The organism is Brenneria sp. L4-2C (assembly GCF_040240335.1).
Lineage (GTDB): Bacteria > Pseudomonadota > Gammaproteobacteria > Enterobacterales > Enterobacteriaceae > Brenneria.
The window spans coordinates 1-22,328 of sequence record NZ_JBEIAC010000030.1 but is presented as its reverse complement, the minus strand read 5'-3'; the positions used below and the strand labels follow the sequence as shown (position 1 = coordinate 22,328).

Genomic DNA, 22,328 nt, shown 5'->3' with positions numbered 1-22,328 from the left:
TAGAGCTGGAAATTGCTCACGCTACCGCCCGCCGACGAGAAAGTTGACTATGGCTGGGAAGCATTCTAAGTCAGACGGTGCGGTAAATAAAGCAGCTAAAACAGAACGTTACTACATAGTGGGATACGCCCCACAAAACGGCAGACCAAACCCGCCGTCTGCCATCAACCTTAAGGGCCGCTGGCTCGAAGAGTCGGGCTTTGTGACTAGTATGCCGATAACGGTGACGGTTGAGCGGGGAAGGATAGTGATTGAGACCGGGATTAATCTCTGATCGTTGAACTAAAAGCAGGTAAAAAATAGCCGGAAGGATCGTTAAGATCACTTCCGGCTATTTTTATTTAAAGATTATGCATCGTTTTCAGCATATTGGATCAATCGCAAACATTGATCTTTACTTGAAGGTTCTTGATCTAAATTAGATAACCAGCCTTCTAAAAATTCTTTAGTAAGGAATATTTCTAAAAAATAATCTGCATTTACTTTAACGGCTTCATCAGGTAATCCGCCGTCATTGGGTTCTGTTGCGACAACCGCTTTCGAGTCAGGTTTCCACGGCTGAACCACATAAATAGTATCGTCATCATCGAAGCTATCAATCTGATTTATAATATCATTCAATGTCATTTCACTTTCCCCATACGGCATATCCACCGTTACCATCAGGATGCAATATCTTCCAGAACTCACTTCCCGGAGTATGCTGAGAACGAGGAACTAATCGCATAACATCTTCGTCAAGCTCATGATGCCATGTCCAGCCTTTCGGCGGTTTTCTCTGAGCCAGTCCGGTAGGCGTGCGTTCAAGATTAATTCCTAACCCTTTCATATTTTGGGCAAAACCTTTATCGGATTCCATTGCTTTTAATAAAGACTCGTTTGCTTCCTGAAAATGTCGGCCACGTGATACACCGGGGTAAGATGTTTTAGACAGCTTCATTTCATAGGCTGTGGAATAAGCATTTGGCGGTTTGTTGCTACTACACTTCGCCAGCCCCAACGGATTCGGCGCATAAGCGTAGTTGTTTAATCCACCAAGTTGATCTGTCCTTGATTTAGCGCCCACCTTGTTTTCAAATCAATCAACGAAAGCGAGGTCACTATGTCAAGACAACAATATACTCCGGAGTTCAAGCGCAGAGCCGTTGCATTGCTGCTCGAAATCGGCAAGTCTGTTGCCCGTATGGCACAGGAGCTTGATATCAAAGAGAACACGCTCTACAACTGGAAAAAACTCTATCAGGATAAGGCGGGGGCTGCTTTCTCCAACACCCCGCAGCTTCCCGAACAGGAACTGGAGATCCGCCGTCTTAAAGCCAAAATCGCTGAACTGGAAGAGGATAAACTTATCCTGAAAAAAGCGGCGGCGTTCTTTGCGCGGGAAAGCCGCTAAGATACGCCATGGTCACTCAGTTATCGGCTTTCCATGAAGTGAAGCGAATTTTGCCTGTTGCTCAATGTCAGCGGGCGGGGTACCAGTCATGGCGCAACCGAACACCCAGCCAACGACAGTTGGCTAACGACACCCTGAGCCAGAGGCTGATTCAGTTGCATCATGACAGCTGGGGGACTTACGGTATCCGGCGCCTGCAAAGTGATTTACGCGATGAGCAACGATTTCACGGCAAGTACAGATAAAGATTCAGTCCCCCCGCCAGCCCAATCGGATCCTGCGTCGTAAACCGGCCTACCTTTGGGTCGTACTCCCTATTTAGGTTGTAATGGGTCAGAGATTTTGCATCGTAGTTCATACGCTACCGCCCATTCGTGATGATTTTTATTTGCACAAAATTATTTTAAATCAATCGGTAATAGAAATTCAGTCTGATTGAACCTTAGTTGCATCCCATCTAGGCGCGAACTGGATATGGGATAACGGCGAACTGTATCTGGCAGGAAAACAGTTGACGCAGAGAGTCCTGACTGGGCAACCTGCGTGATGCCCGGCAAGATGGTGATTCGGGTCCGGCAGGATAATATGTTGGCATAACAACAGATGAAATAGTTGGAAAGATCCAGAGAGGGTCTTTCCATTTTTGACTACTAACTTATATTATCGACTTCCATAGACATAAATTACTTCCCCTGTATCAATATCGATATCAACATTTACATCGTCAATCACTATTCCGCCAGCGCCAATATTCATCCAATTATCTTGAGTCACTTCTTCCGAGTAGAAGCTTATCGTATAGCATCTAATGCCATCATTTGTTTTTATATGGTTACCAAGAGATACGTAAAAATTATCTATATCATACTTACTTAAAGTAACAAACTCACTATTTTTAGCTGCATCTATAGCTCTAAATAAAAAGCGTGTATATTGTTTGTCAATCTTAAAAATATAATCATCACTCATAATATTCATTTCCTCATAGTGGCGTTGCATCACCAGGCCCCCTAACTCTACCAAATATTTTCCAGAACCCACCGCTCGGTGTCCCTAATATATCCGTATAACCAAGGAGTCGAAGGCAGACGCGATGATGTCGCGAGGCAGTGGATCGACACAGAGGAAGTCCTTTGCACTCACATCGACAAGCATGTGGGTAATGCGCCGATTTACGTCCGTACACCTCGCGGATCTTCACCCCGGCCTGCACCGCTTTGGGCGGCAGGCGATAGGCCAGCGTCCGGTTGGCGAACCCCAGCTTAAAGGCGGCGCCCAGCTCGCCGCGTAGTCGCCTTGCGCAGACTGAGTTTCTCCGTCTGCATCACCCAGTCAATGGCCGAGCCGCCCGCGTTACTATAAGCTTTTTAAGCATACTATTTGGAATGTCAGGATACACTCTTCTTAGCTCTCGAATATCTCTTGCCGCAACATTGATATCCATATCTGATTTCCCACATTGAATTAATAATCCCGTATTATGTCTATCTGATTAATATATTCAACTTTTTATTTTTTTTGAAGTGAAAGGATAATAATTAATGTGATTATTAATTTGTTTTTAAATAATTATCCGGCGATAAAAAAGTAATGGTTTATTTAATGCGTTATGTTAATTGTTTTATTTACTACGACAGGTACGAGAATATAAAAAAGCAGGCGCGTAAACCACGACCTGCCTTTATTGATTGATGTTGTATTCGCGCTTAAACGGGCATCGCGTTGCGTGGAATAATGGCGCCGCGATATTGAATAACCGTACTGGCGGTCAGATGTCCGCGCCGGGCCGCTTCTTGCGCGCTGCCGCCGTTCAGGCGCACGGCCAGATAACCCGCGCTGAAAGAATCGCCCGCCGCGGTGGTGTCGACCACTTTCTCTTTTGGCAGCTTCACGGCAGGAACCTCGACCAACGCCTGTCCCTGCGCTGAAATCAGGCAGGCGTCCGCGCCGCGCTTAATGACAATCTCGGTGACGCCGAAGCCGTGGGTCCGTTCAAGCACTTCAGCCACCGGTTGGCTTCCCCACAACATATCTTCATCATCCAAAGTCAGGAAGGCGATATCGGTGCAGGACAAAATGTCGCGATAGGCTGTTTGCGTTTCTGCCTGGCTTTGCCATAGCCGCGGACGATAATTATTATCGAAAATGACTTTACCGCCGTTGGCGCGACAGTCGCGCAATAAAGCGAATAAACGCTGGCGGCTGTCGTCATCGAGGATCGCCAGGCTGATGCCGCTCAGATAGAGATAATCAAACTGCGCCAAGCGACGGCAAATTTTTTCCGCATCGGCGCTATTGAGCCAGTAGCGGGCGGCGGCGTCGTTGCGCCAGTAGTAGAATGTGCGCTCGCCGCGGTCGTCGGTTTCAATGACATATAATCCGGGCAGCTTATCTTCCAGACGCTGGATCAGATCGGTTTGTACCCCTTCTTGCCGCCATGCGGCGATCATCTCTTCACTAAAGCTATCGGTGCCGAGTGCGGTGACGTAATGCACGCCTAATGCGTCGGGCTGCGTCTGACGCGCGATATACACGGCGGTATTCAGGGTATCGCCGCCGAATCCACGGCTAAGATCCGTACCTTTTTGCGACAGTTCGATCATGCATTCGCCGATTACGGCAATGTTGTTAGTTGTCATCAACGCTGGCCTGTTTGAAAAAGTAAGAAGTCTGTCAATGCGGAATGACGTCCAGTCTCAACGTATCGGGACGATGAGTCAATAGTATTGAAATGATGTTTTATTTTTTATGATGAGGATCGGAAAATGAAAGCGTTCCGATCCTTTTTGCCCGTGATGACGCGGACGAGGAGGGTTATTGTTGGCCTCGGAGATGTGTGACGCTTTTCCCGCCTATCCCCCAGTTATCGGTGTCCACTTCCTCGATCACCACAACGGTGGTGGCGGGGTTTTTCCCCAGCGTATCGGCCAGCAACTGCGTTACACCGGCGATAAGAGCTTGCTTTTGTTCGGCGGTGGCGCCTTCACGGGTGATTTTAATGTTTACGTACGGCATAGCGGCTCCTGATATTGATGTCGGCAAGGTCTGAACTTTATTGCCGCACGCTCTCTTGCTGTTCGTTGCGGTCTGTTGAAGTATCGCCTTTATAATTCGCCGTGGCGATCCAGGCGGCGCAAAATAGCGTCAGCCGAGCGAAAAAATAGAAAAACGCCATCAGTCCGATAACGGAACCGAAAGCGGCGCCGGAGGGGGAACTCGCCAGTTTAGGCAGTGAGAAGGTCATGGCGAATTTGATCGCTTCAAAACCGATGGCGGCCAGCAGCGTGCCGCGGAATAACGCCTTACGCTTCGGTTTGTGGCGCGGCAGTACGAAAAATATCCAGAGAAATAATAAGTAGTTGGCGAAAATTGAGATCGACAAGGCGATCAGGGTCAGCGCCGGGCGCAGCCATTCAATGCCTTCCAGTCCCAATGCTCTGACGATCATATTTTGCGCGGTGCCGGCAACGGAAGTGAGGAACAGCGTAATCACCAGCGCCACCATCAGCCCGGTCAGAGACAGGAAATCGCGGGTGTATTTAAAGTAAATTTTCTCTTCGTCCTGCGGGTTGCGTTCCCAGACATCGCGCGACTGCGCGCGGATCGCCTCGCGTAGATTTCCCATCCAGCTGACGCCGGAATACAGGGCGATGAGCAACCCGGTGATCCCGACCGTCGTACGTTGCTGAATAGCGGTATTCACCGTATTTTTCAACGTATTCGCCAGGTTGGGATCGCTGATGCTGTTGACGATGCGGTTAATCAATTCCGTCAGCAGATCCGGGTTTGAAGCCAACACAAAACCGACGGCGGCAAAGGACACCATTAAGATGGGTATCAGCGACAAAAAGGAAAAATAGGTGATCGCGGCGCCAAACTGATTGCCCATCCGATCGTTAAAACGCTCTCCCGCACGGATCATATGCGCCACGCTGGGAATGGCCTGAATGCGTTTTGCCCAACCTTTGCCGCGGGTTAAAAGCGTTCGGGACTGTGGCGATGCGTTGCCCTCTGTTTTTTCTGCGGGGGCCGGCCGAGAGTGATGCTCTTTGTCTGCCGGTACTGGCATTGAACTTCTCCTGTGCTTGGGTGTTAGGGTGCGTGGCTCACTTAATTATAACCAACAAGATGAGATCGTTACGATTTCTCTGGTTTATTACGCAGCCGCATCTTTTTGAATACACGGGTTAATAATGACGCCCGTTATGATTTAGCATTATTTGAGCGTGAAAGCCGGCAGGCGCTTGTTTATACTTCAAGGCTGCAATCCGCGCTGTGGCTGATGTTTTTGCCTTACGCGACCATTAAGCGAGTAAACGTTTTCATGCCTGTTTCGCCCCCGCCCGAGCCCGCCGTTGGCGCATTACGTCTGAATTTGCGTATTGTGTCCGTGGTTATCTTCAACTTCGCCAGTTATCTGACCATTGGCTTGCCGATAGCGGTGCTACCCGGCTATGTCCATGATTCGATGGGCTATAGCGCTTTCTGGGCGGGGTTGGTGATTAGCCTGCAATATTTTTCCACTTTGCTGAGCCGGCCTCATGCCGGGCGTTATGCGGATGAGAAAGGCCCTAAAAACGTGGTCTTGCTGGGGCTGGCCGGTACGTTGCTAAGCGGTGTGTTTTATCTTCTGGCTGCCTGGAATGAGGCTTCTCCCGCTCTCGCCTTACTGTTGTTGTGCGTCGGCCGCCTGATTCTTGGCGCCGGACAAAGTTTTGCCGGCACCGGCTCAACCCTGTGGGGCGCGGGCATCGTGGGATCGCGTCATATCGGGCGGGTCATCTCATGGAACGGCATCGCCACCTATGGCGCGATGGCGATCGGCGCGCCTCTGGGCGTGTGGATCAACCACATTGGCGGTCTGGAACTGTTGTCGGTTTTCATCATCCTGGTTGCGGCCATCGCTATCGCCTTCGCCTTGCGACGCCCGGCTGTGAAGGTGACGCCGGGCAAAAAAATTCCGTTTAAAGAAGTGCTGGGAAAAGTCTGGCTCTATGGCGTCATTCTCGCGCTTGCGTCGGCGGGATTTGGCGTGATCGCAACCTTTATCACGCTGTTCTATGCCGACAGAAACTGGCAGGGCGCGGCGCTGACGCTGACGATTTTTAGCTGCGCCTTTGTCGGCGCGCGTCTGCTATTTCCAAACAGCATTAACCGGTTTGGCGGCCTGCGCGTGGCGTTGGCCTGTTTTGTGGTGGAAATCGCCGGGCTATTGCTGGTGTGGGGGGCGACGCAACCGCTGATGGCGGAACTGGGCGCGCTGCTGGCCGGCGCCGGTTTCTCGCTGGTTTTCCCGGCGCTCGGCGTGGTGGCGGTTAAGGTGGTCGCTCCGCAGAATCAGGGAAGCGCGCTGGCGACCTATACCATTTTCCTCGATCTGTCGCTGGGGGTGGTCGGGCCGGCCGCCGGCGTGCTGATGACGTATACCGGCATCGCCTCCATCTATCTGGCGGCCGCGCTGCTGGGGCTTTGCGGCCTGCTGCTGACGTGGCGTTTAAGTCATCGCCGAATCTAGTAAAGGCGCTCCCCTTCCGCCTTTCATTCCGCAAGCCTCGCCGCCGATCATTCTCGCGCCGCGCTGGGTAATAACCACAGTGCGAGTGGATTCACGTTTAACCCTTATATTTTGTGTTGGAATACAAACAGGTGCTTAGTCTTGCATTCATCACCTGCCTCATTATTAGCACTACCCCGAGTACCTTCCGCTTTTTATTGTGATTTATGGTTTCTGGACATGGAGACAATCCAATGAGCAACAAACCAACGCATGATCAGAAGAGTCGTCGTCGTTTTCTGCAATCAACCGGCATCGTTATCGGTGCGCTGGGGGGAATGGCGCTTTCCCGGTCAGCGCAGGCGGCGCCTGTCCCTGCGCCTATACCGGAGAAGTGGGATACCACGGTGGATGTTCTGGTTGTCGGTACCGGATTCGCCGGTCTGGCGGCCGCCATTGAGGCGCGCAACGGTCAGGCAAGCGTGCTGGTGATAGATAAAATGCCGCTATTGGGCGGGAATTCGGTACTGAACGGCGGCGATCTTTCCGCTGCCGGCTCCAAAATGCAAAAAGAGCAGGGCATCCAGGATTCGCCCGAATTGATGTATCAGGACATGATGAAAGCGGGTAGCTGGCTCAATTACCCGGAGCTTGCCAGAACGGTGGCCGACCATTCGGTGGAAGCGCTGGAATGGGCGCAGAGTATCGGCGCGGAGTTTAACGTCGTCAACTATCACGGCGGCCACTCCGTGAAGCGGGCGCATCAACTGGTGCAGCGCTCCGGTTCCGGTTTAATCATGAAACAGCAGCAGAAAGCCAAGGAGCTGGGGGCGGTTATCGAGCTGAGAACCAAGCTTCTGCGGCTGATTGTCGATCGGGACGGCGGCGTGGTCGGCGCGGAGGTCAGGCGGCGCTACCGGTTCCCGGATGAAGCCTCCGGCGATGTCGCCTACATTCGCGCCACCAAGGGCGTGGTGCTGGCGTCCGGCGGCTTTGCCCAGGGCGTGGCGTTGCGCCAGATGTACGATCCCAGACTGACCGAGGCGTTCACTTCGACCAACCATCCGGGCGCGACCGGCGAGGCGATTATGGCGGCCTGTATGATTGGCGCGCTGGATACCCAGATGGACTGGATCCAATTGGGGCCGTGGACCAGCCCCGATGAGCAGGGATTCGGCTATGTCCCGCAGTTTGTCGAGCGCATCGTCGGCTATGGTCTGATGGTTGATCCCGCCAACGGGAAACGCTTTTTTAAAGAAACGGGTAACCGGAAAGAGCGCGCCGATGCGATTATTCAACTGGGGCATCCTGCCGTTATCGTGGCGGATAAGCGCAATACCGACAATATGGTTGATCCCGGACAACTGGCGGGCGCATTAAAGAACGGATCGTTAAAAGCGTACAACACGCTGGAAGAGGTGGCGAAAGCGTACGATATGCCGGTCGCGGCGTTCGTCGAGCAGGTTAACCGCTGGAACGGATTCGTCAGCCAGCAAAACGACCCCGATCTCGGCTGCATGATTTTCAAGGATGCGGTGCCGAACGTCACGCCGCCGTTTTACGCGGCGCGCTTGTGGCCGCGGGTACACCACACCATGGGCGGTCTGGCGATCAACAAGGATGCTCAGGTCATCGGCTTCGATCTGAAACCGATCCCCCATCTGTATGCCGCCGGCGAAACCGTCGGCGGCGTGCATGGCGCGGTCAGGCTCGGCAGCGTCGCCATGACCGACTGCATCGTCTTCGGCCGTATCGCCGGGAAAAACGCCGCGCTCGCCACCTGAGCATGAAAGGCAGGCCGCCTGCCGCTACGGCGCTTTTCCCAGCAGATTTTCCGGTGCCGGCGACAACAAGCCTCGCTCAATCGCCAGCACCGCGTCATAGACCTTCTGATGTGCGGGAACGGCGATACCTTGTTCCGCGGCGTGCCGGATAACCAAACCGTAGATCTCGTCGACCTCGGTACGGCGGCCTTTGAGGATATCTTGCCCCATGGAAGGGCGCTGCCCGCCGGCGCCCCGTTGCGCCGCATCGATCAGGCGCTGTTCGATATCCGCCAATGCGCTGACGTTCCCCTCCGCCGCTTCGGCAAATAAGGCCGCCGGGATGGCGCCAAGGGACGTTAGACGGTGACCCAGCAACTGCCCGACGCGAACCGCTTCTCCCGCAACCTCGATGGCGAAACGGCGCAGCCGGGGATGCGTGTCCAGCGCATCGATAGTCAATCCGGTGGCCGCCGAAACCCCATTGCGCATCGCATTAACGGCCAGCTTAGACCAGCGCTCGCCGACCAGATTATCGGTGACGGCGACCGAATCAACCTGACGCAGCAGGGTCGCCAGCGCGTTGATGCGATCGCTGATTCGTCCGTCAAGTTCCCCAATGCGGAACACGTCAATCCCGGGACTACCGCGTATGACGCGACGCCGGATCACGCCCGGTTCCGGCAGTTCGACGCCTATCCGGGCCGCGATCAGCCCCGCGGTACGCGGCGCGCCGACAATCTCGGCGATGGCGGCCTCATTGCAGCCGTTTTGCGCCGAAATAACCAGCGCGTCCGGGTGAAGGTAGGGTAAGACTAGCTCGGCGGCCCAACGCGTGTCGTAGGATTTCACGCTGATGAACACGATGTCCAGCGGCGGCTGATGCCGTAGTTCATCCACCTCGTCGTCAGCCAGGATGCGCACCGGGATCACGGCGTCATCCTGCGATACCGCGCCGTTAATGCGTAGGCCGTCCCGGCGGGCGGCCTCGACGTGTTGACGCCAGCGGTCGATCAGCGTGACGTTTTCGCCAGTCGCCGCCAACTGCGCGCCGATGTATCCTCCTACCGCGCCGGCGCCCACGACCGCAATATGCGGGGCCATCACTGGCCTTCCTTGTCTAGCCAGACATTTTTCAATGAGCTGAAAGCCTGATCCGGCGTATTGCTGATGCCGTGCAGGTGCGAGCTGTAAACGGTCTGCCGTTGTAATTCGAACAGAGGCAGGTTGGGCAGGTCGGTCATCGCGATGCGTTGCCATTCATGAAAGGCCTTGAGGCGTTTATCCGCATTGGTTTCCGTCTGCGTGATCTCAATAACGCCGTCCAGCGTCGGATTGGAGTAACGCGCGCCGTTCGTATTCGGTACGCCTTTGACGATCGACTTCGTTCCGTATAAACGGTACAGGCCCATTGCCGGATCGATCATGGCTGAAAACTGTCCCGCACGCGTCTGAAAATCATAATCCGTATAGACCCTGCGGTAGTAGGTCGGGGTGTCCTGTACGCGTAATTTCAACGTTACGCCGACCTGTTTCAGATTTTGGCGCAGGAACTCCGCCGTATTCTGCAACGATTCGTTATTCCCTTCGTAGTCGAAAAACAGCGAGAAGCGTTCGCCGTTCGCCTGGCGGGCATACCCGGCTTCATCCAGCAACCGTTCGGCCTGACGGGTATCGTACGGATACTGCGGCACGTCGGCGGTGAAAAATTTCTGGTAATGGGGGATAGGGCCGACGGATACCTTGCCGATGCCATACCAGGCGCTGTCGATTAACCCCTGGCGATCGATCGCGTACGCCAGCGCCTGTCTGACTTTCACCTGGCGCAGGATCGGATCCTGGGTATTGAATTCAAAAATAAAGGATGGCGATAGCCAACGATAGCCATCGCTGGTGATTTTCAACTGCGGATTTTTTTGCAGCCGCGCGATATCGGCCAGCGGAACCGGGTCAAACGGCCCGTACTTGACTTCTCCGGTTTCAAATGCGGCGGCTCTGGACGCATCGTCAGGGATAATGCGGAAAATCAGTTTATCAAGGTAGGGTTTGCCGCTGTCCCAATAGTTCTCGTTGCGCGCCAGCTCGATGAATTCCCCTCGGCGCCAGGTGACGAAGCGAAATGGCCCGGTGCCAATCGGCTGGATATTGTGGGGGTTCTTCAGCGGCTCGCTTCCCTGATACAGATGCGCGGGCAATATCTGCGATTCTGCCGCGCTCAGCGCGCTCAGCAGGATGGGCGAAGGTTGAGAAAGTTTGAATATGGCCGTCAACGGATCGGGCGTTTCCACATCGATCAGATTGGCGAAGGTCGTACGGCCGCGCGGATGCAGCTTCTTCCATAGTTCCAGCGCGCTATAACGCACATCCTGCGACGTAAAAGGCTGGCCGTCGTGCCACTTCACGTTCGGACGCAGCGCGAAACGAACGGACAGGCCATCCGCCGACGTTTCCCAACTCAGCGCCAGGCTCGGCTGGGGCTTCATCTCGCTATCGTAGGACAGCAGCCCGTCGAACACATTCGGCGATACCACATTAACCGAGAAATGGTTGTTTATCGCGCTGCTTAACACGCTCGGCGCCGGGTTGATCACCGCGACCAATGTTCCGCCACGAACGGGTTCAGCGGCGTTGGCGAAGCCGCTGAGCAGCATAAGTCCCATGAATAGTCGTATAAAAATCTGTGTGTATTTAGGCATGAATTCTTTCCCCTGATCAGTGAGATACGTCGTTAAGGTCGTTATTATTTTCAATTGCCGGCGATGGCAGATGGCAGGCGACGAACCGCTCCGGGCCGGCGGGATGCAACTGCGGTTCCGTTCGGCGACAATGATCGGTCGCAAAACGGCAGCGGGTGTGGAAGGCGCACCCTGGCGGAATATTGAGCGGGCTGGGTACGTCTCCGGCGAGAATTTGTTTGTTGGCGATGCGCGAGCGATGCGGATCCATGATCGGCACGGCCTGAAACAACGCCTGGGTATAAGGATGCAACGGTAATTCCATCATATCGGCATAAGGCGCTATCTCGACGATGCGCCCCAAATACATGACGGCGATCCTGTCCGCCATGTACTGCACCACGCCGATGTCATGGCTGACGAACAGATAGGCCAGGCGGTAGCGCTCCTGCAAATCCACCAGCAGATTCAATACCTGCGCCTGTAACGATACGTCCAGCGCCGATACCGGCTCATCCAGCACGATAATGTCCGGACCTGGAGCAATGGCCCGCGCGATGGCGACCCGCTGACGCTGGCCGCCGGAAAGCTGGTGCGGGTAGCGATCGAATAATTCGCCGGGCAGCCCGACGTCGTTCATTAATGCCCGAACCCGTTTATCGCGGGCCGCCCGGTTTTTTTCCGTTAACGTCAGCGGTTCGCCGATCAACCGCCCGACGGTGAAACGCGGATCGAGAGAGGCGGCCGGATCCTGGAACACCATCTGTATCCGTCGTCTTAACGGCCGCAGCTTGTTTTTCGGCAACGCCGTCGCATCAATATCGCCGATCATTATTCGCCCGGAGGCCGGTTCGAGGAGTCTCATCACGGCCCGGGCCAGCGAGGATTTGCCGCACCCTGATTCGCCGACGATCCCGACGGTTTCCCCGGCGGCGACCTCAAGATTGACGCCGTTGACGGCATGGGCTTTCCCTGCCGGTGTCTGATAGGTTACGTGGAGGTCGCTCACCTGTAGCATCGGCATCAAGCGGCCTCCTCGTCATCGCCCGGCGCGGGCGTATCGCTCACGCAGAGCAGACGCTGTCTGGCGCCGTGCCGCTGGCGCGGCTGAGGACGCGCCAGCAGCAACTGGCGGCTATAGGGGTGCCGGGGGCCGTCAAAAAAGGAGAAGACATCCTGCTCTTCAACGATAACGCCATGGCGCATGACGGCAACGCGATCCGCCGTTTCCGCGATCACTCCCAGGTCATGGGTAATCAACAGCAGCGACATGCCCAACTCATCCTTCAGATTCATCAGCAGTTGCAGAATCTGGGCCTGAATAGTGACATCCAGCGCCGTCGTCGGCTCGTCGGCAATCAATAGGGCCGGACGCGTCGCCAGCGCCAGCGCGATCACCACTCGCTGACGCATGCCGCCGGATAGTTTATGCGGGTATTCGTCGAATCGGCGTTCTGGCTCCGGAAGCCGCACCTGCGCCAGTAGTTCGAGCGCTAGCGCTTTCACTGCCCGGCGAGAAAGCGAATGGCTGGCGAGGATGGCTTCGATGAGCTGCGCGCCAATCGTCAGAACGGGGTTCAGCGCGCTCATCGGATCCTGAAACACCATCGCCAGCGCCGGTCCGCCGCGCTGGCGGCGTTGGCGCGGCGTCGTGTGTAATATATCGGCGCCGTTCAGCAGTACGCGTCCTCCGATCCGTGCTTCAGGCAATAGCCCCATCAGGCTCAGACCGGTGACGCTTTTGCCGCATCCGGACTCCCCGACCAACGCCAGCGTCTGACCGGCGAACAGCTCAAAGGCGACGCCATGCACCACGCGCTGGGGAACGGCGTGAGGGGAAGCGAAGTCCACGGTGAGATCCTGAACCTGTAGCAGAGGCGACGCCGGCTGCGCTGTCATTTTCCTGCCTCCTTATGCGGATTGAGCAGATCCGTAAGACCGTTGCTTAATAATGTAAAGCTCATGACGGTGATGAAGATCGCCAGCCCCGGCAAGGCGATAAGGTACCAGGCCGTTCTGAGCAACGGCCGGGCGTTGCGGATCATGCCTCCCCAGGAAATCGTATTGGGATCGCCCAGTCCGAGAAACGCGAGCGCCGTTTCCACCAGAATGGCGTGCGCGATGATGACCGAGATCATCACGATGATGGGCGCGGAGCTGTTGGGCAGAATATGATGACGCACAATATCGAAATGACCGATCCCCATGGTTTCCGCCGCCAGCACATAGTCGGCATGACGGATCTTGAACACTTCCGCACGGGTCAGGCGGGCGATTTCGGTCCATGAGGTCAGGCCTATCGCCAGCGCCACGCTGCCCAGCGAAGGGGATAGCAGCGCGACGAGCACCATGGAAAACAGAAAGGTCGGAATGGTTTGAAAATACTCGCAGATCCGGGTCAGCACATCGTCGTATAGGCCCCCCAGATAACCGGCGGCGGCGCCGAGGCTTACGCCGATAGACGTCGCAATAAATGCGGCGCTCAGCCCGATGGCTAATGAAACGCGGGCGCCATGCGCCAACTGGGCGGCGACATCGCGTCCCAACTGGTCGGTTCCCAGCGGATAATGTCCGTTTTGCAACGGCCAAACCGTTCGCGGCCCAACCATATCTTGCGGATCACCGGGGTACAGCAGTCCGGCGCTCGCGGCGATGACGAGTAAAACCGCCAGCAATAGCAGTCCGACTCGGATGTACGGATTCAAACGGGGAAAGGCCGCGGTTTTCATGACGCCAGCCCAACGCGCGGATCGAGCACGCCGTACAGGATATCAATCAGCAGGCTGCTCAACACCACCAGCAAGGAGTTGCAGAGAAACAGACTCAGCAACAGATTAATGTCGCGATCGGCCACCGCCTCAAAGGCCAGCCTGCCCATTCCCGGCCAGGAGAACACCGTCTCGACCACTACGGCGCCGCCGAGAATGGAGCCGAGTTGCAGGCCGGTAAGCGTCACCACCGGCAGCAGGGAATTACGTAACACGTGACGTACGGTCACCGCCGCTTCGCTGATACCCTTCGCCCGCGCCGTACGCACGAAATCGAGGTGATAGACCTCCAGCATGGAGGCGCGCGTGACCCGGGCGTAGAGCGCCAGGTGAGACAGGCTTAGCGTGATGGCCGGCATGATCAGGTGCCAGGCGATATCGCCCGCCACGCCCAATGCGCCTGGCGAAGCGCCAATCGTCACCATGCCGCCGATGGGCAGCCAGCGTAAGTGAACCGCAAACAGCACGATGCCCATCAGGCCAAACCAGAATACCGGTATGGCAAACACCACCGAGGAAAACAGCGTCATGAACTGATCGAATGCGCCATGCCGATAACGCGCGGCCAGGCAGCCCATGATCACGCCGAATACCACGGCAAAAAGAATGCTGCTTCCCAACAGTAAAAGCGTCGCGGGCATCCGTTCGAGAATTAATGTTGTCACCGGCATGTTATAGCGAAAAGAAAATCCCAGATCGAAATGCAGTATTTGCCCGAAATATATCGCCAGTTGTTCGATGCCAGAGCGATCGAGACCAAATTGAACCCGCAGCATATCCATATATTCCGGCGTGGCTGAACCCGATTCGCCCGCTATGACATCGACCAAATCACCCGGTACGGATTTGAGTAAAATAAAATTACCTAATATCACAAATACGGCAACAATACTTACCTGTGCTATCCGGCGAAATATATAATGTTTCATACCAGATATGGATCCTCGGTTAATTATTAACCCAAGTCACTATACTGATAATAGCGCCGGTGTCTATTTCAGTTTTTAGATATGAATAGAGTAATAGTGGCAATAAAATATCTCTTATACCCATCATCTTTCAAGTTGTTGGTGCGTTGGCTGCCTTCGCTCACCCCAGTCACTTACTTGAGTAAGCTCCTGGGGATTAATGAGAGACATCCTGTCTCTCACCGGAGGCCAGCCATTGGCTGGTCAAATTCGTTCCCGACGAATTTGTCGTTCAGTTGCCGCCTTCCTGCAACTCGAAATCTATTGGGTATATATTTGGTTTTTATCATTGCGCTGATGCTCTGTGTGGTATCTTGATACCTATAAATATTTATTGTGGAATATTGTCATACTCGTGGAATCACGTTATGTTTTTCGTGGGTTTCTTGAGAAATTCCTTATCAGTAATCATGCTTTAATTATTCATTAATAGACTATTGAATGGCGGATTCATCATATTTTACCGGCCGTCGGTGACATTATTTAATGCCAGGGTAGACGGTCTTTTCATTAAACATAAATTCTGTTTAACAAATAAAGGAAATACCTGATATGTCCAGCAAGAATGTTAAAACAAAAGATATCTCCTGGTTAAAATTGAAAAATACGGCGCCGACAGAGGAAACGGAGAAATTATTTTCCGCTTCGCTTGAAGCGCGCGGCTTTATCCGCAATATGCAGGCGGTGCTGGGACAGTTCCCGGCGGCGCTGCTTGCACAGGATGCGTTGAGCCGAGCGCTGACCGTTGAATACGAAGGCGGATTAAGCGGAAAAGAACGTGAATTGATTGCGCTTGTCGTCAGCGTACAAAACCGCTGCCGCCCCTGTGTCTGGGGGCATGCGGCGAAATTGCGCCAGATTACCGGCGATCCGCTGTGGGTAGGGGGGATTGAAGTGAACTACCGCGATGCGGAGCTGACCGTGCGTGAACGTGCGATCGCCGATTACGTGCAAAAGTTGACCGAGGCGCCGGAAGCGGTTGTAGAGCGCGATCTGGAGCCGCTGCGGGCAAGCGGCGTGACGGAACGCGAGATTATTGAAGTCGTCGCTATCGCCGCCTATTTCAATTTCAGCAACCGGGTTAATAGCGGACTTGGCATTCATCCCAATCCGGAACCGTTCCTTTCATTCCGTTAAGCATCGCCCCTTTCTCCGCCGGAGTTCCGATACCCCATCGGACTCTGCGGGAGCAAGCCCACGACGAGAAACAGGAAACCACTATCATGTCTGAACGTATTTTAATTATCGGCGCCGGCGCGATCGGCGGCTATATCGGCGCTTATCTGAGCCGCGCCGGGCGCCATGTCACCCTGATCGACCCCTGGTCGGAAAATGTCGAGGCGATCCGACGCGATGGCGTATCGTTGGAAGGACTAACGCCGGAAGAGCGTTTCACGGTTCCTTTAAATATTCTTCACCTCGGCGAAGCGCAGCAACTGCATTTTGAGCCGCGCTTCGATATCGGCATCATTGCGTTAAAATCGTACGATACCCTGTGGGCCACCCGGTTTATCCGGCCTTTTATTCGTCCTGACGGTGTCATCGCCTCGACGCAGAACTGTATCAATGATGCGCGCGTCGCCTCTGTCGCGGGGGAGGAAAACACGCTGGGCATTGTCATCACCATCGCCGCCGAACTTTACCAGCCGGGCAAAATTCGCCGCGGTAATCAGCGCGGGGCTCCTGGCTCGCTGCGCGTCGGGGAATTTAAAGGCGGCATCACGCCGCGGCTGCAACGCTTCGGGGAGATTTTCCAACCCGTCGATACGGTTCTGGTGACGGATGATTTGTACGCGCATCGCTGGACCAAATTAAGCATCAATGCCATGCGCAATTCTATCGCCGCCGCCAGCGGTCTTACCGGTAACGACCTGATTCGCAACGAAGCCGTACGCCGTTTCGCCATTCGGCTGGGGGGCGAGGCCGCTCAGGTCGGGCTGGCGCAGGGGCTTGCTCTTGACGCCATTAACCGCAGTAAACCGGAAGTGCTGGTGAAAGCGGCGCAGGGCGATGTCGACGCGCTGCGCGAAGCGGAAGCGAACTTCCTTTCTTATGTTGAACTGGGAACGCAAAGCGAGCATCAGCGCCCCTCGATGGGACAGGATATCCGCCGCAACCGGCGTACGGAAATCGACTATATGAATGCCTTGATCGTTGAGACGGGCCGCCAGTTCGGCATTCCGACGCCAGCCAATGCCGCCATTGTCGATGCCATCCACCATATCGAACGCCGTCAGCTTACACCATCACCGGAGCTGATTATCCAGCTTGGCGAGTCGCTTGCCGGGTGATGCGGGCGATGGGTGACAACCCTCACCCATCGTGGCGGGTTTCGAAGGAATGAGTACCGGCTATTCGCTGAAGATCTTGTCCCGGCCGAGACGAACGACGGGCGCCAGCGTAATCAGCAGCAGTAGCGCCGATGCGATCAATAGCCCCAGACTGATAGGTTCGTGAATAAAAATACCGAAATCGCCGCGCGAGATGATCAGCGCCCGGCGTAAATTTTCCTCCATCATTGGCCCGAGAATGAATCCGAGCAGCAACGGCGCCAGTTCAAAACGCAGCATCGCCAGCGTATATCCTAAGAGCGCGAACAATGCCGCCAGAAACAGATCGAACGGGTTATTCGACACGCTATAGATGCCGACACAACTGAACAGTACGATCGCGGGGTAAAATAAACGGTAGGGTATTCTCAGCAGGCGCACCCACAGACCGACCAGCGGCAGGTTGAGGACCAGCAGCATGGCGTTGCCTATCCACATGCTGGCCACCATGCCCCAGAACAGATCCGGTTCGCTCTGCATGATGCGGGGGCCGGGGTTAATGCCGTGGATCATCATGGCGCCCACCATCAATGCCATGATCGCGTTGGAGGGGAGTCCCAGCGTCAGCAACGGAATAAACGATGTCTGGGCGGCCGCATTGTTGGCCGATTCCGGCCCAGCGACGCCTTCGATGGCGCCGTGTCCGAAACGCGATGGATCCCTGGCCAGCTTCTTTTCCACCGTATACGCGGCGAAAGCGGCCAGGGATGCGCCGCCGCCGGGCAATAATCCCAGCACCGAGCCCAGCACCGAACCGCGCACAATCGCAGGCGAAGAACGGCGTAAATCTTGCCTGCTGGGCAACAACCGGCCGTGTTCGATCACCGAACCGCCGTCTTTTTCCTGCTGTACCAGAACCCGGATGATTTCACCGATCCCGAATACCCCCATAGCCAGCGGCACGAAGCTGATGCCGTCGGCCAATTCGGGGATGTCGAAGGTGAAACGCAGTTCGCCGGAATTGATGTCCGTGCCGACCAACCCCAGCAGCAATCCCATCACCACCATGGTGATGGCCTTGAGCAGCGATCCCTGCGCCAGCACCACCGCGCCGACCAACCCTAGAATCAATAGTGAAAAGTAATCGGCGGGGCCGAAACGAATGGCGACGCCGGCCAACGACGGGGAAAAAAAACCGATGATGAACGTGGCGAACGTCCCCGCGACAAATGAACCCAGCGCGGCGATCGCCAACGCCGGTCCCGCCCGGCCCTGTTTCGCCATGGCGTGTCCGTCCAGACAGGTGATCACCGATGAGGTTTCCCCCGGCATATTGAGCAGAATAGACGTCGTGGATCCCCCGTACTGCGCGCCATAATAGATGCCCGCCAGCATGATGAGCGCGCTGGTCGGCTCCAGTGAAAATGTGAAAGGCAGCAGCAGCGCGATCGTCACCAGCGGCCCAACCCCCGGTAGTACGCCGACCAAGGTGCCGAAAAGCGTGCCGCAAAAGCAGTAGAACAGGTTGTTCGGCAACAGCGCGACCGAAATTCCGTGAAATAACCCCTGCCAGACGTCCGTCATAACGGCCAGACCTTTAGGGGGAGGCCCAATACCTGCACGAACAGGAGCGGTACGGAAAATGACAGCGCCGTTGCCAAGGCTAACGTTTCCTTCAGCTTCGCTTCACGGCTGCCAATCGCCGCGGTAATCACCGTCAACAGGCTGGCGACGATGATCCCCCAGTGTTCTATCAGTAATGCAAACAAGAGAACCGCGCCCAGCATCAGCAACGGGGGACGCAGCGTAAGACCGGCGCCCAGGCTTCCGCCTTTGACTGACGACAGCCACGCCTGTAGCGCAATCAATCCTCCCAGCGCCACCAGAAGAAAGCCTAAAATCGTCGGCATATAACCCGCGCCCATTCTGGCGGCCGTTCCCAGTGCGTGATCCTTGTTCGCGACAACGATGGTTCCTGCGCCCAATAACGCAATGACGATGCCCGACAGGATCTCGCCCCGCCTGATTGTGTGAGTCGCAGACATAAAGCTACCTCATGCAAATAAATTCGTAATCGATGTTTTCGCCATAGAAAATTCGGCCGACCTTCGGAAGGCAAGCCCGGCGGCGTACGGCGTCTTACCACTTGCCCGGCGCCAGAATATCGGCGGCATCGCGCGCCGAGGCGCCTTGCTCCAGCGCCTGTAGCAGATCGCTCTCTTTTTCCGCGGCAAGCCGGGCGCGAGCCAAGACCGTCTCCGCAATATCCAGTGGGACGAAAATCACGCCGTCGTTATCCGCCAAAACGATATCGCCAGGCCGGACCTGTACGCCGCCGATATCGACCACGCCGTTAAATTCCACCAGTTCGAGCCGGCGTTTACCGGTTCGTGGCGTGACGCTGCGCGACCAGACTGCCAGCCCCGACGCGACGATGCTGCCGCTATCGCGGACAGCGCCGTCGGCCACCACGCCAGCCAGTCCCGCCGCGTTCGCCGCCGTAGCGAGGATGCCGCCAAAGCTTGATGCATCGGTTACACCCGCCGCATCAATGACGAAAACGTCCCCCGGACGCGTTAACGTGATTTGGTCGATGCCTCCGCCCTGCGGACCGCCGCCCGACGACAGCGTGAAGCCCGGCAGTTGTCTGGCGCGGCTTTGCCGGGCCGTCACCGCCGGTCCGGCGATACGCTGCCCCGGCGTCAGCGGTCGCAGCGTTTGCGCCGGAACCGCGGTGTCGTAGCCCAACTCATCCAGAATATCCGCCACCAGCGATGTCAGATCCGGCAGACTCAGAAACCCCTGGATCACCTCGGCGGACGGCCGCGCGATCTCGACCTGTTTGATCAGGCGCGGGTTCAGCGTACCGAGCAGACGCTCGGTATAAGGCTGCAACTGTGCTTGAATTTCCTGCTCGTCGCTCATGACGTTCTCCAGATTTTACTGCTGTTGAATATTGGCTTTAGCGACAACCGCCCGCCATTGGTCGTAGCCGCGCTTGATTTCGACGTCGAACGCCTCCGGCGTACTGTTGATCAATGTCATGCCCGCTTTATTGGTGATGGCTATATAGCTGGGGTCGTCTTTGAATGCGATGACGGCATCATGCAGACGCGTTACGACGTCATCCGGCGTCGAGACCGGGCCGAGCAGCCCCAGCCAGGAGCGCGCCACGAAATTGGGGACGCCCGCCTCTGAAATCGTGGGAATATCCGGGGCGAATACGCTGCGTTGCTCAGTCGATACCCCCAACGGACGGATCGTGCCGGCCTGGAAATATGGCAGCGCGGTGCTCAGTACCAGGAAGCCCAATTGGATCCGTTTGCCTAGCAGTTCGGAAATGATTTCACCTTGCCCTTTGAGCGGAACATGAACCACGTCGATACCCGTCAACTGTTGCAAATACGCCGTGCTTAAATGTTGGCCGGATCCAATCCCGGCGGTGCCGTAGTTATATTTGCCGGGATTCGCCTTAATGTGCTCCAGCACCTCGCCCAGGTTTGCGCCGGGCAGATCGGGCGATACGGCGAAAACGCTCGCCTGATCGGTTACCAGCGATATGGATTTGAAATCCTTGAAAATGTCATAGCGCAAGCGCGTATTTAACGCCGGTACGGTGACATGGTTGGAAGACGCGAAGAGAAAGGTATGTCCGTCGGTCGCCCGCGCCACATATTCTGTTCCCACCGCCGCGCCGGCGCCCGGCCTGTTTTCGACGACGAAAGTCCGGCCGAAGACGTTGGAAAGACGTTCGGCCAGCGCCCGCGCCAGGAGGTCGGTCCCGCCGCCGGGAGGAAAGGGTACCACCAGTTTGACCGTTTTCGTCGGCCAATCGGCGCTGGCGGCAATCGCTTTCTGACTCAGCGTGCCAATTCCCGCCGTCAGCAAAGACACGGTGGCCAACCGTAACAAATCGCGGCGTGAAATCCCCAATGTTTTCATATTCAGTAAAACTCCTCATTATTTGTTATTCATGTTGCTGTCAGCCGCTGACGGAGCACTGTGTTACGAATTCGAACGGTTAAGCGCGCCGCCGTAAAGCACGCTTATTCCCAGGCTTTCAGCCTTTCCCAATCCGCCGGCGAAACATCGGAAGAAAAACGCCGCAGCAGGTTCTCCTTTTCCGCCGTCAACTGCCGCACTCGCTCAATGGCGACGTCGATCAGGGCATAGGGAACCGCGATGACGCCATCGTCATCGCCGACAATCAGATCGCCGGGCGCGATTTCCACGCCGGCGACCACCAACGGGGCCGCTAACGGGCCGAGTCGCGCTTTCTCGCCCCGGCTTTTCAGGCTGATGCCCCGGCTAAATACGGGAAGGGACCATGAGCGTAATGTAGCCGCGTCGCGAACCGCACCGTCGATCAGGATACCGCCAAGGCCGCGCGATGCGGCGACTGCCGCCATCATGTCGCCGAATGAGGCTCCCTGAATAAAGCCGTCTACCGTATAAACCAGGATGTCTCCGGGTTGAGCCAGCGTGATTGCCGCGTGTCCAGTAAGGTTGTCGCCGGGGAAGCCGCCGGCGGTGAACGCCGGTCCCAGCAGGCGGCGGCCCGATTGCAATGGCTTGATGGATGAATGCAATGCGCCGCGTTGTCCTAACGCCTGATAAAGCAATGCGCTACCGACCGTTTGCAACGCGGCTAATTGCGCCGCACGGGGTCTGGGGAAATCGGGTTTTAATACAGTGGTCAACGGTGTTATCTCCAGAAAATATGCAGAACGTCAAAATAAAATGGCCTGCATTTTTATTTATATTCAAGAGTGGCCGAACGACAATTTAAGCCTACGCTAATGCGCCAGTTAAACAGGCATGAATTTAATAACGGGTGATGATTTAAAGAGATATCTTTTCCGAGAATAAAACTAGGCTGTGTCCCTTAATTGCATAACTTCTTGTAAAAGAGTCGGATGCAGCCCAGTTTCACCATCGACAGATAATTTCTCGCCGTTTTGTCGTAGCGTGTGGCAATACGCCGGTACTCTTTTAAC

General features: G+C 55.7%; 25 protein-coding genes and 2 pseudogenes. 8 read left to right on the top strand and 19 right to left on the bottom strand.

Annotation, left to right across the window (positions count from 1 at the left end; translation table 11 throughout):
* The first annotated feature begins 49 nt into the window (after nt 1–49).
* On the top strand, nt 50–274 hold the full coding sequence (locus ABRZ26_RS23485; RefSeq protein ID WP_319606513.1) for a SymE family type I addiction module toxin: 225 nt from the start codon (nt 50–52) through the stop codon (nt 272–274).
* 74 nt (nt 275–348) lie between these two features.
* Here ABRZ26_RS23485 and ABRZ26_RS23480 read toward each other — a convergent pair whose 3' ends face one another.
* Nucleotides 349–627: a hypothetical protein gene (locus ABRZ26_RS23480; RefSeq protein ID WP_319606512.1), complete on the bottom strand. Its 279-nt coding sequence runs from the start codon at nt 625–627 to the stop codon at nt 349–351.
* 1 nt (nt 628) lies between these two features.
* On the bottom strand, nt 629–1,066 hold the full coding sequence (locus tag ABRZ26_RS23475) for an HNH endonuclease (protein ID WP_319606511.1): 438 nt from the start codon (nt 1,064–1,066) through the stop codon (nt 629–631).
* 36 nt (nt 1,067–1,102) lie between these two features.
* Between ABRZ26_RS23475 and ABRZ26_RS23470 the strand changes: the two genes are divergently transcribed.
* Both ABRZ26_RS23470 and ABRZ26_RS23465 read left to right on the top strand, forming a co-directional pair.
* On the top strand, nt 1,103–1,393 hold the full coding sequence (locus tag ABRZ26_RS23470; RefSeq protein ID WP_319606510.1) for a transposase: 291 nt from the start codon (nt 1,103–1,105) through the stop codon (nt 1,391–1,393).
* 8 nt (nt 1,394–1,401) lie between these two features.
* Nucleotides 1,402–1,638: a hypothetical protein gene (locus tag ABRZ26_RS23465; RefSeq protein ID WP_319606519.1), complete on the top strand. Its 237-nt coding sequence runs from the start codon at nt 1,402–1,404 to the stop codon at nt 1,636–1,638.
* Here the strand turns inward: ABRZ26_RS23465 and ABRZ26_RS23460 are convergent.
* Both ABRZ26_RS23460 and ABRZ26_RS23455 read right to left on the bottom strand, forming a co-directional pair.
* A pseudogene (locus ABRZ26_RS23460) lies at nt 1,623–1,727 on the bottom strand (RHS repeat-associated core domain-containing protein); the annotation flags it as partial. The gene ABRZ26_RS23465 and the pseudogene ABRZ26_RS23460 overlap by 16 nt on opposite strands.
* Nucleotides 1,728–2,053: 326 nt before the next feature.
* Complete coding sequence (locus ABRZ26_RS23455; RefSeq protein ID WP_319606508.1) at nt 2,054–2,362, bottom strand: hypothetical protein; 309 nt, start codon at nt 2,360–2,362, stop codon at nt 2,054–2,056.
* A 193-nt stretch (nt 2,363–2,555) separates the two neighbouring features.
* On the opposite strand from ABRZ26_RS23455, the gene ABRZ26_RS23450 reads away from it, so the two are divergent.
* Nucleotides 2,556–2,684, top strand: coding sequence for a hypothetical protein (locus ABRZ26_RS23450; RefSeq protein WP_319606507.1), 129 nt, complete (start codon nt 2,556–2,558; stop codon nt 2,682–2,684).
* 415 nt (nt 2,685–3,099) lie between these two features.
* Here ABRZ26_RS23450 and kdgK read toward each other — a convergent pair whose 3' ends face one another.
* The 3 genes from kdgK to yhjD all read right to left on the bottom strand — a co-directional run bounded on the left by kdgK (nt 3,100) and on the right by yhjD (nt 5,462).
* Complete coding sequence (gene kdgK, locus ABRZ26_RS23445) at nt 3,100–4,032, bottom strand: 2-dehydro-3-deoxygluconokinase (protein WP_319606506.1); 933 nt, start codon at nt 4,030–4,032, stop codon at nt 3,100–3,102.
* A gap of 175 nt (nt 4,033–4,207) precedes the next feature.
* Nucleotides 4,208–4,408, bottom strand: a complete 201-nt coding sequence (locus tag ABRZ26_RS23440) for a 2-hydroxymuconate tautomerase family protein (RefSeq protein WP_319606505.1) — start codon at nt 4,406–4,408, stop codon at nt 4,208–4,210.
* A 37-nt stretch (nt 4,409–4,445) separates the two neighbouring features.
* On the bottom strand, nt 4,446–5,462 hold the full coding sequence (gene yhjD, locus ABRZ26_RS23435; RefSeq protein WP_319606504.1) for an inner membrane protein YhjD: 1,017 nt from the start codon (nt 5,460–5,462) through the stop codon (nt 4,446–4,448).
* A gap of 255 nt (nt 5,463–5,717) precedes the next feature.
* Between yhjD and ABRZ26_RS23430 the strand changes: the two genes are divergently transcribed.
* Both ABRZ26_RS23430 and ABRZ26_RS23425 read left to right on the top strand, forming a co-directional pair.
* On the top strand, nt 5,718–6,908 hold the full coding sequence (locus ABRZ26_RS23430) for an MFS transporter (RefSeq protein WP_319606503.1): 1,191 nt from the start codon (nt 5,718–5,720) through the stop codon (nt 6,906–6,908).
* A gap of 233 nt (nt 6,909–7,141) precedes the next feature.
* Complete coding sequence (locus ABRZ26_RS23425) at nt 7,142–8,671, top strand: flavocytochrome c (protein ID WP_319606502.1); 1,530 nt, start codon at nt 7,142–7,144, stop codon at nt 8,669–8,671.
* Nucleotides 8,672–8,695: 24 nt separating this feature from the next.
* On the opposite strand, the gene ABRZ26_RS23420 is transcribed toward ABRZ26_RS23425, so the two are convergent.
* The 6 genes from ABRZ26_RS23420 to ABRZ26_RS23395 are packed head-to-tail and all read right to left on the bottom strand — an operon-like array spanning nt 8,696 to nt 15,022.
* Nucleotides 8,696–9,754: a ketopantoate reductase family protein gene (locus ABRZ26_RS23420; protein ID WP_319606501.1), complete on the bottom strand. Its 1,059-nt coding sequence runs from the start codon at nt 9,752–9,754 to the stop codon at nt 8,696–8,698.
* Nucleotides 9,754–11,346 (bottom strand): ABC transporter substrate-binding protein, encoded by a 1,593-nt coding sequence (locus ABRZ26_RS23415; RefSeq protein WP_319606500.1) that lies wholly within the window; start codon nt 11,344–11,346, stop codon nt 9,754–9,756. Before ABRZ26_RS23415 ends, ABRZ26_RS23420 begins: the two co-directional genes overlap by 1 nt.
* Before the next feature lie 16 nt (nt 11,347–11,362).
* On the bottom strand, nt 11,363–12,349 hold the full coding sequence (locus ABRZ26_RS23410) for an ABC transporter ATP-binding protein (protein WP_319606499.1): 987 nt from the start codon (nt 12,347–12,349) through the stop codon (nt 11,363–11,365).
* Nucleotides 12,349–13,224, bottom strand: a complete 876-nt coding sequence (locus ABRZ26_RS23405; RefSeq protein ID WP_319606498.1) for an ABC transporter ATP-binding protein — start codon at nt 13,222–13,224, stop codon at nt 12,349–12,351. Before ABRZ26_RS23405 ends, ABRZ26_RS23410 begins: the two co-directional genes overlap by 1 nt.
* Entirely contained in the window at nt 13,221–14,054 is an 834-nt protein-coding gene (locus ABRZ26_RS23400; RefSeq protein ID WP_319606497.1) for an ABC transporter permease, read from the bottom strand. Before ABRZ26_RS23400 ends, ABRZ26_RS23405 begins: the two co-directional genes overlap by 4 nt.
* Nucleotides 14,051–15,022 carry an ABC transporter permease gene (locus ABRZ26_RS23395; protein ID WP_319606496.1) on the bottom strand — a complete coding sequence of 324 codons (972 nt, stop codon included), beginning with the start codon at nt 15,020–15,022 and terminating at the stop codon, nt 14,051–14,053. Before ABRZ26_RS23395 ends, ABRZ26_RS23400 begins: the two co-directional genes overlap by 4 nt.
* 591 nt (nt 15,023–15,613) lie before the next feature.
* Here ABRZ26_RS23395 and ABRZ26_RS23390 point away from each other — a divergent pair.
* On the top strand, nt 15,614–16,198 hold the full coding sequence (locus tag ABRZ26_RS23390; RefSeq protein ID WP_319606495.1) for a peroxidase-related enzyme: 585 nt from the start codon (nt 15,614–15,616) through the stop codon (nt 16,196–16,198).
* Nucleotides 16,199–16,284: 86 nt separating this feature from the next.
* Nucleotides 16,285–17,352: a ketopantoate reductase family protein gene (locus ABRZ26_RS23385; protein ID WP_319606494.1), complete on the top strand. Its 1,068-nt coding sequence runs from the start codon at nt 16,285–16,287 to the stop codon at nt 17,350–17,352.
* Nucleotides 17,353–17,412: 60 nt separating this feature from the next.
* Here ABRZ26_RS23385 and ABRZ26_RS23380 read toward each other — a convergent pair whose 3' ends face one another.
* The 6 genes and pseudogenes from ABRZ26_RS23380 to ABRZ26_RS23355 all read right to left on the bottom strand — a co-directional run.
* Nucleotides 17,413–18,915: a tripartite tricarboxylate transporter permease gene (locus ABRZ26_RS23380; protein ID WP_319606493.1), complete on the bottom strand. Its 1,503-nt coding sequence runs from the start codon at nt 18,913–18,915 to the stop codon at nt 17,413–17,415.
* A complete protein-coding gene (locus tag ABRZ26_RS23375) occupies nt 18,912–19,376 on the bottom strand; it encodes a tripartite tricarboxylate transporter TctB family protein (RefSeq protein WP_319606492.1) in 465 nt (154 codons plus the stop codon). The genes ABRZ26_RS23380 and ABRZ26_RS23375 overlap by 4 nt, the downstream gene beginning before the upstream one ends.
* A 94-nt stretch (nt 19,377–19,470) precedes the next feature.
* Nucleotides 19,471–20,256, bottom strand: a complete 786-nt coding sequence (locus ABRZ26_RS23370; RefSeq protein ID WP_319606491.1) for an RraA family protein — start codon at nt 20,254–20,256, stop codon at nt 19,471–19,473.
* Between the two features lie 15 nt (nt 20,257–20,271).
* On the bottom strand, nt 20,272–21,273 hold the full coding sequence (locus tag ABRZ26_RS23365) for a Bug family tripartite tricarboxylate transporter substrate binding protein (RefSeq protein ID WP_319606490.1): 1,002 nt from the start codon (nt 21,271–21,273) through the stop codon (nt 20,272–20,274).
* Between the two features lie 104 nt (nt 21,274–21,377).
* Complete coding sequence (locus ABRZ26_RS23360) at nt 21,378–22,031, bottom strand: RraA family protein (protein ID WP_319606489.1); 654 nt, start codon at nt 22,029–22,031, stop codon at nt 21,378–21,380.
* A gap of 185 nt (nt 22,032–22,216) precedes the next feature.
* Nucleotides 22,217–22,328: pseudogene (locus ABRZ26_RS23355) on the bottom strand (IS5/IS1182 family transposase); the annotation flags it as partial.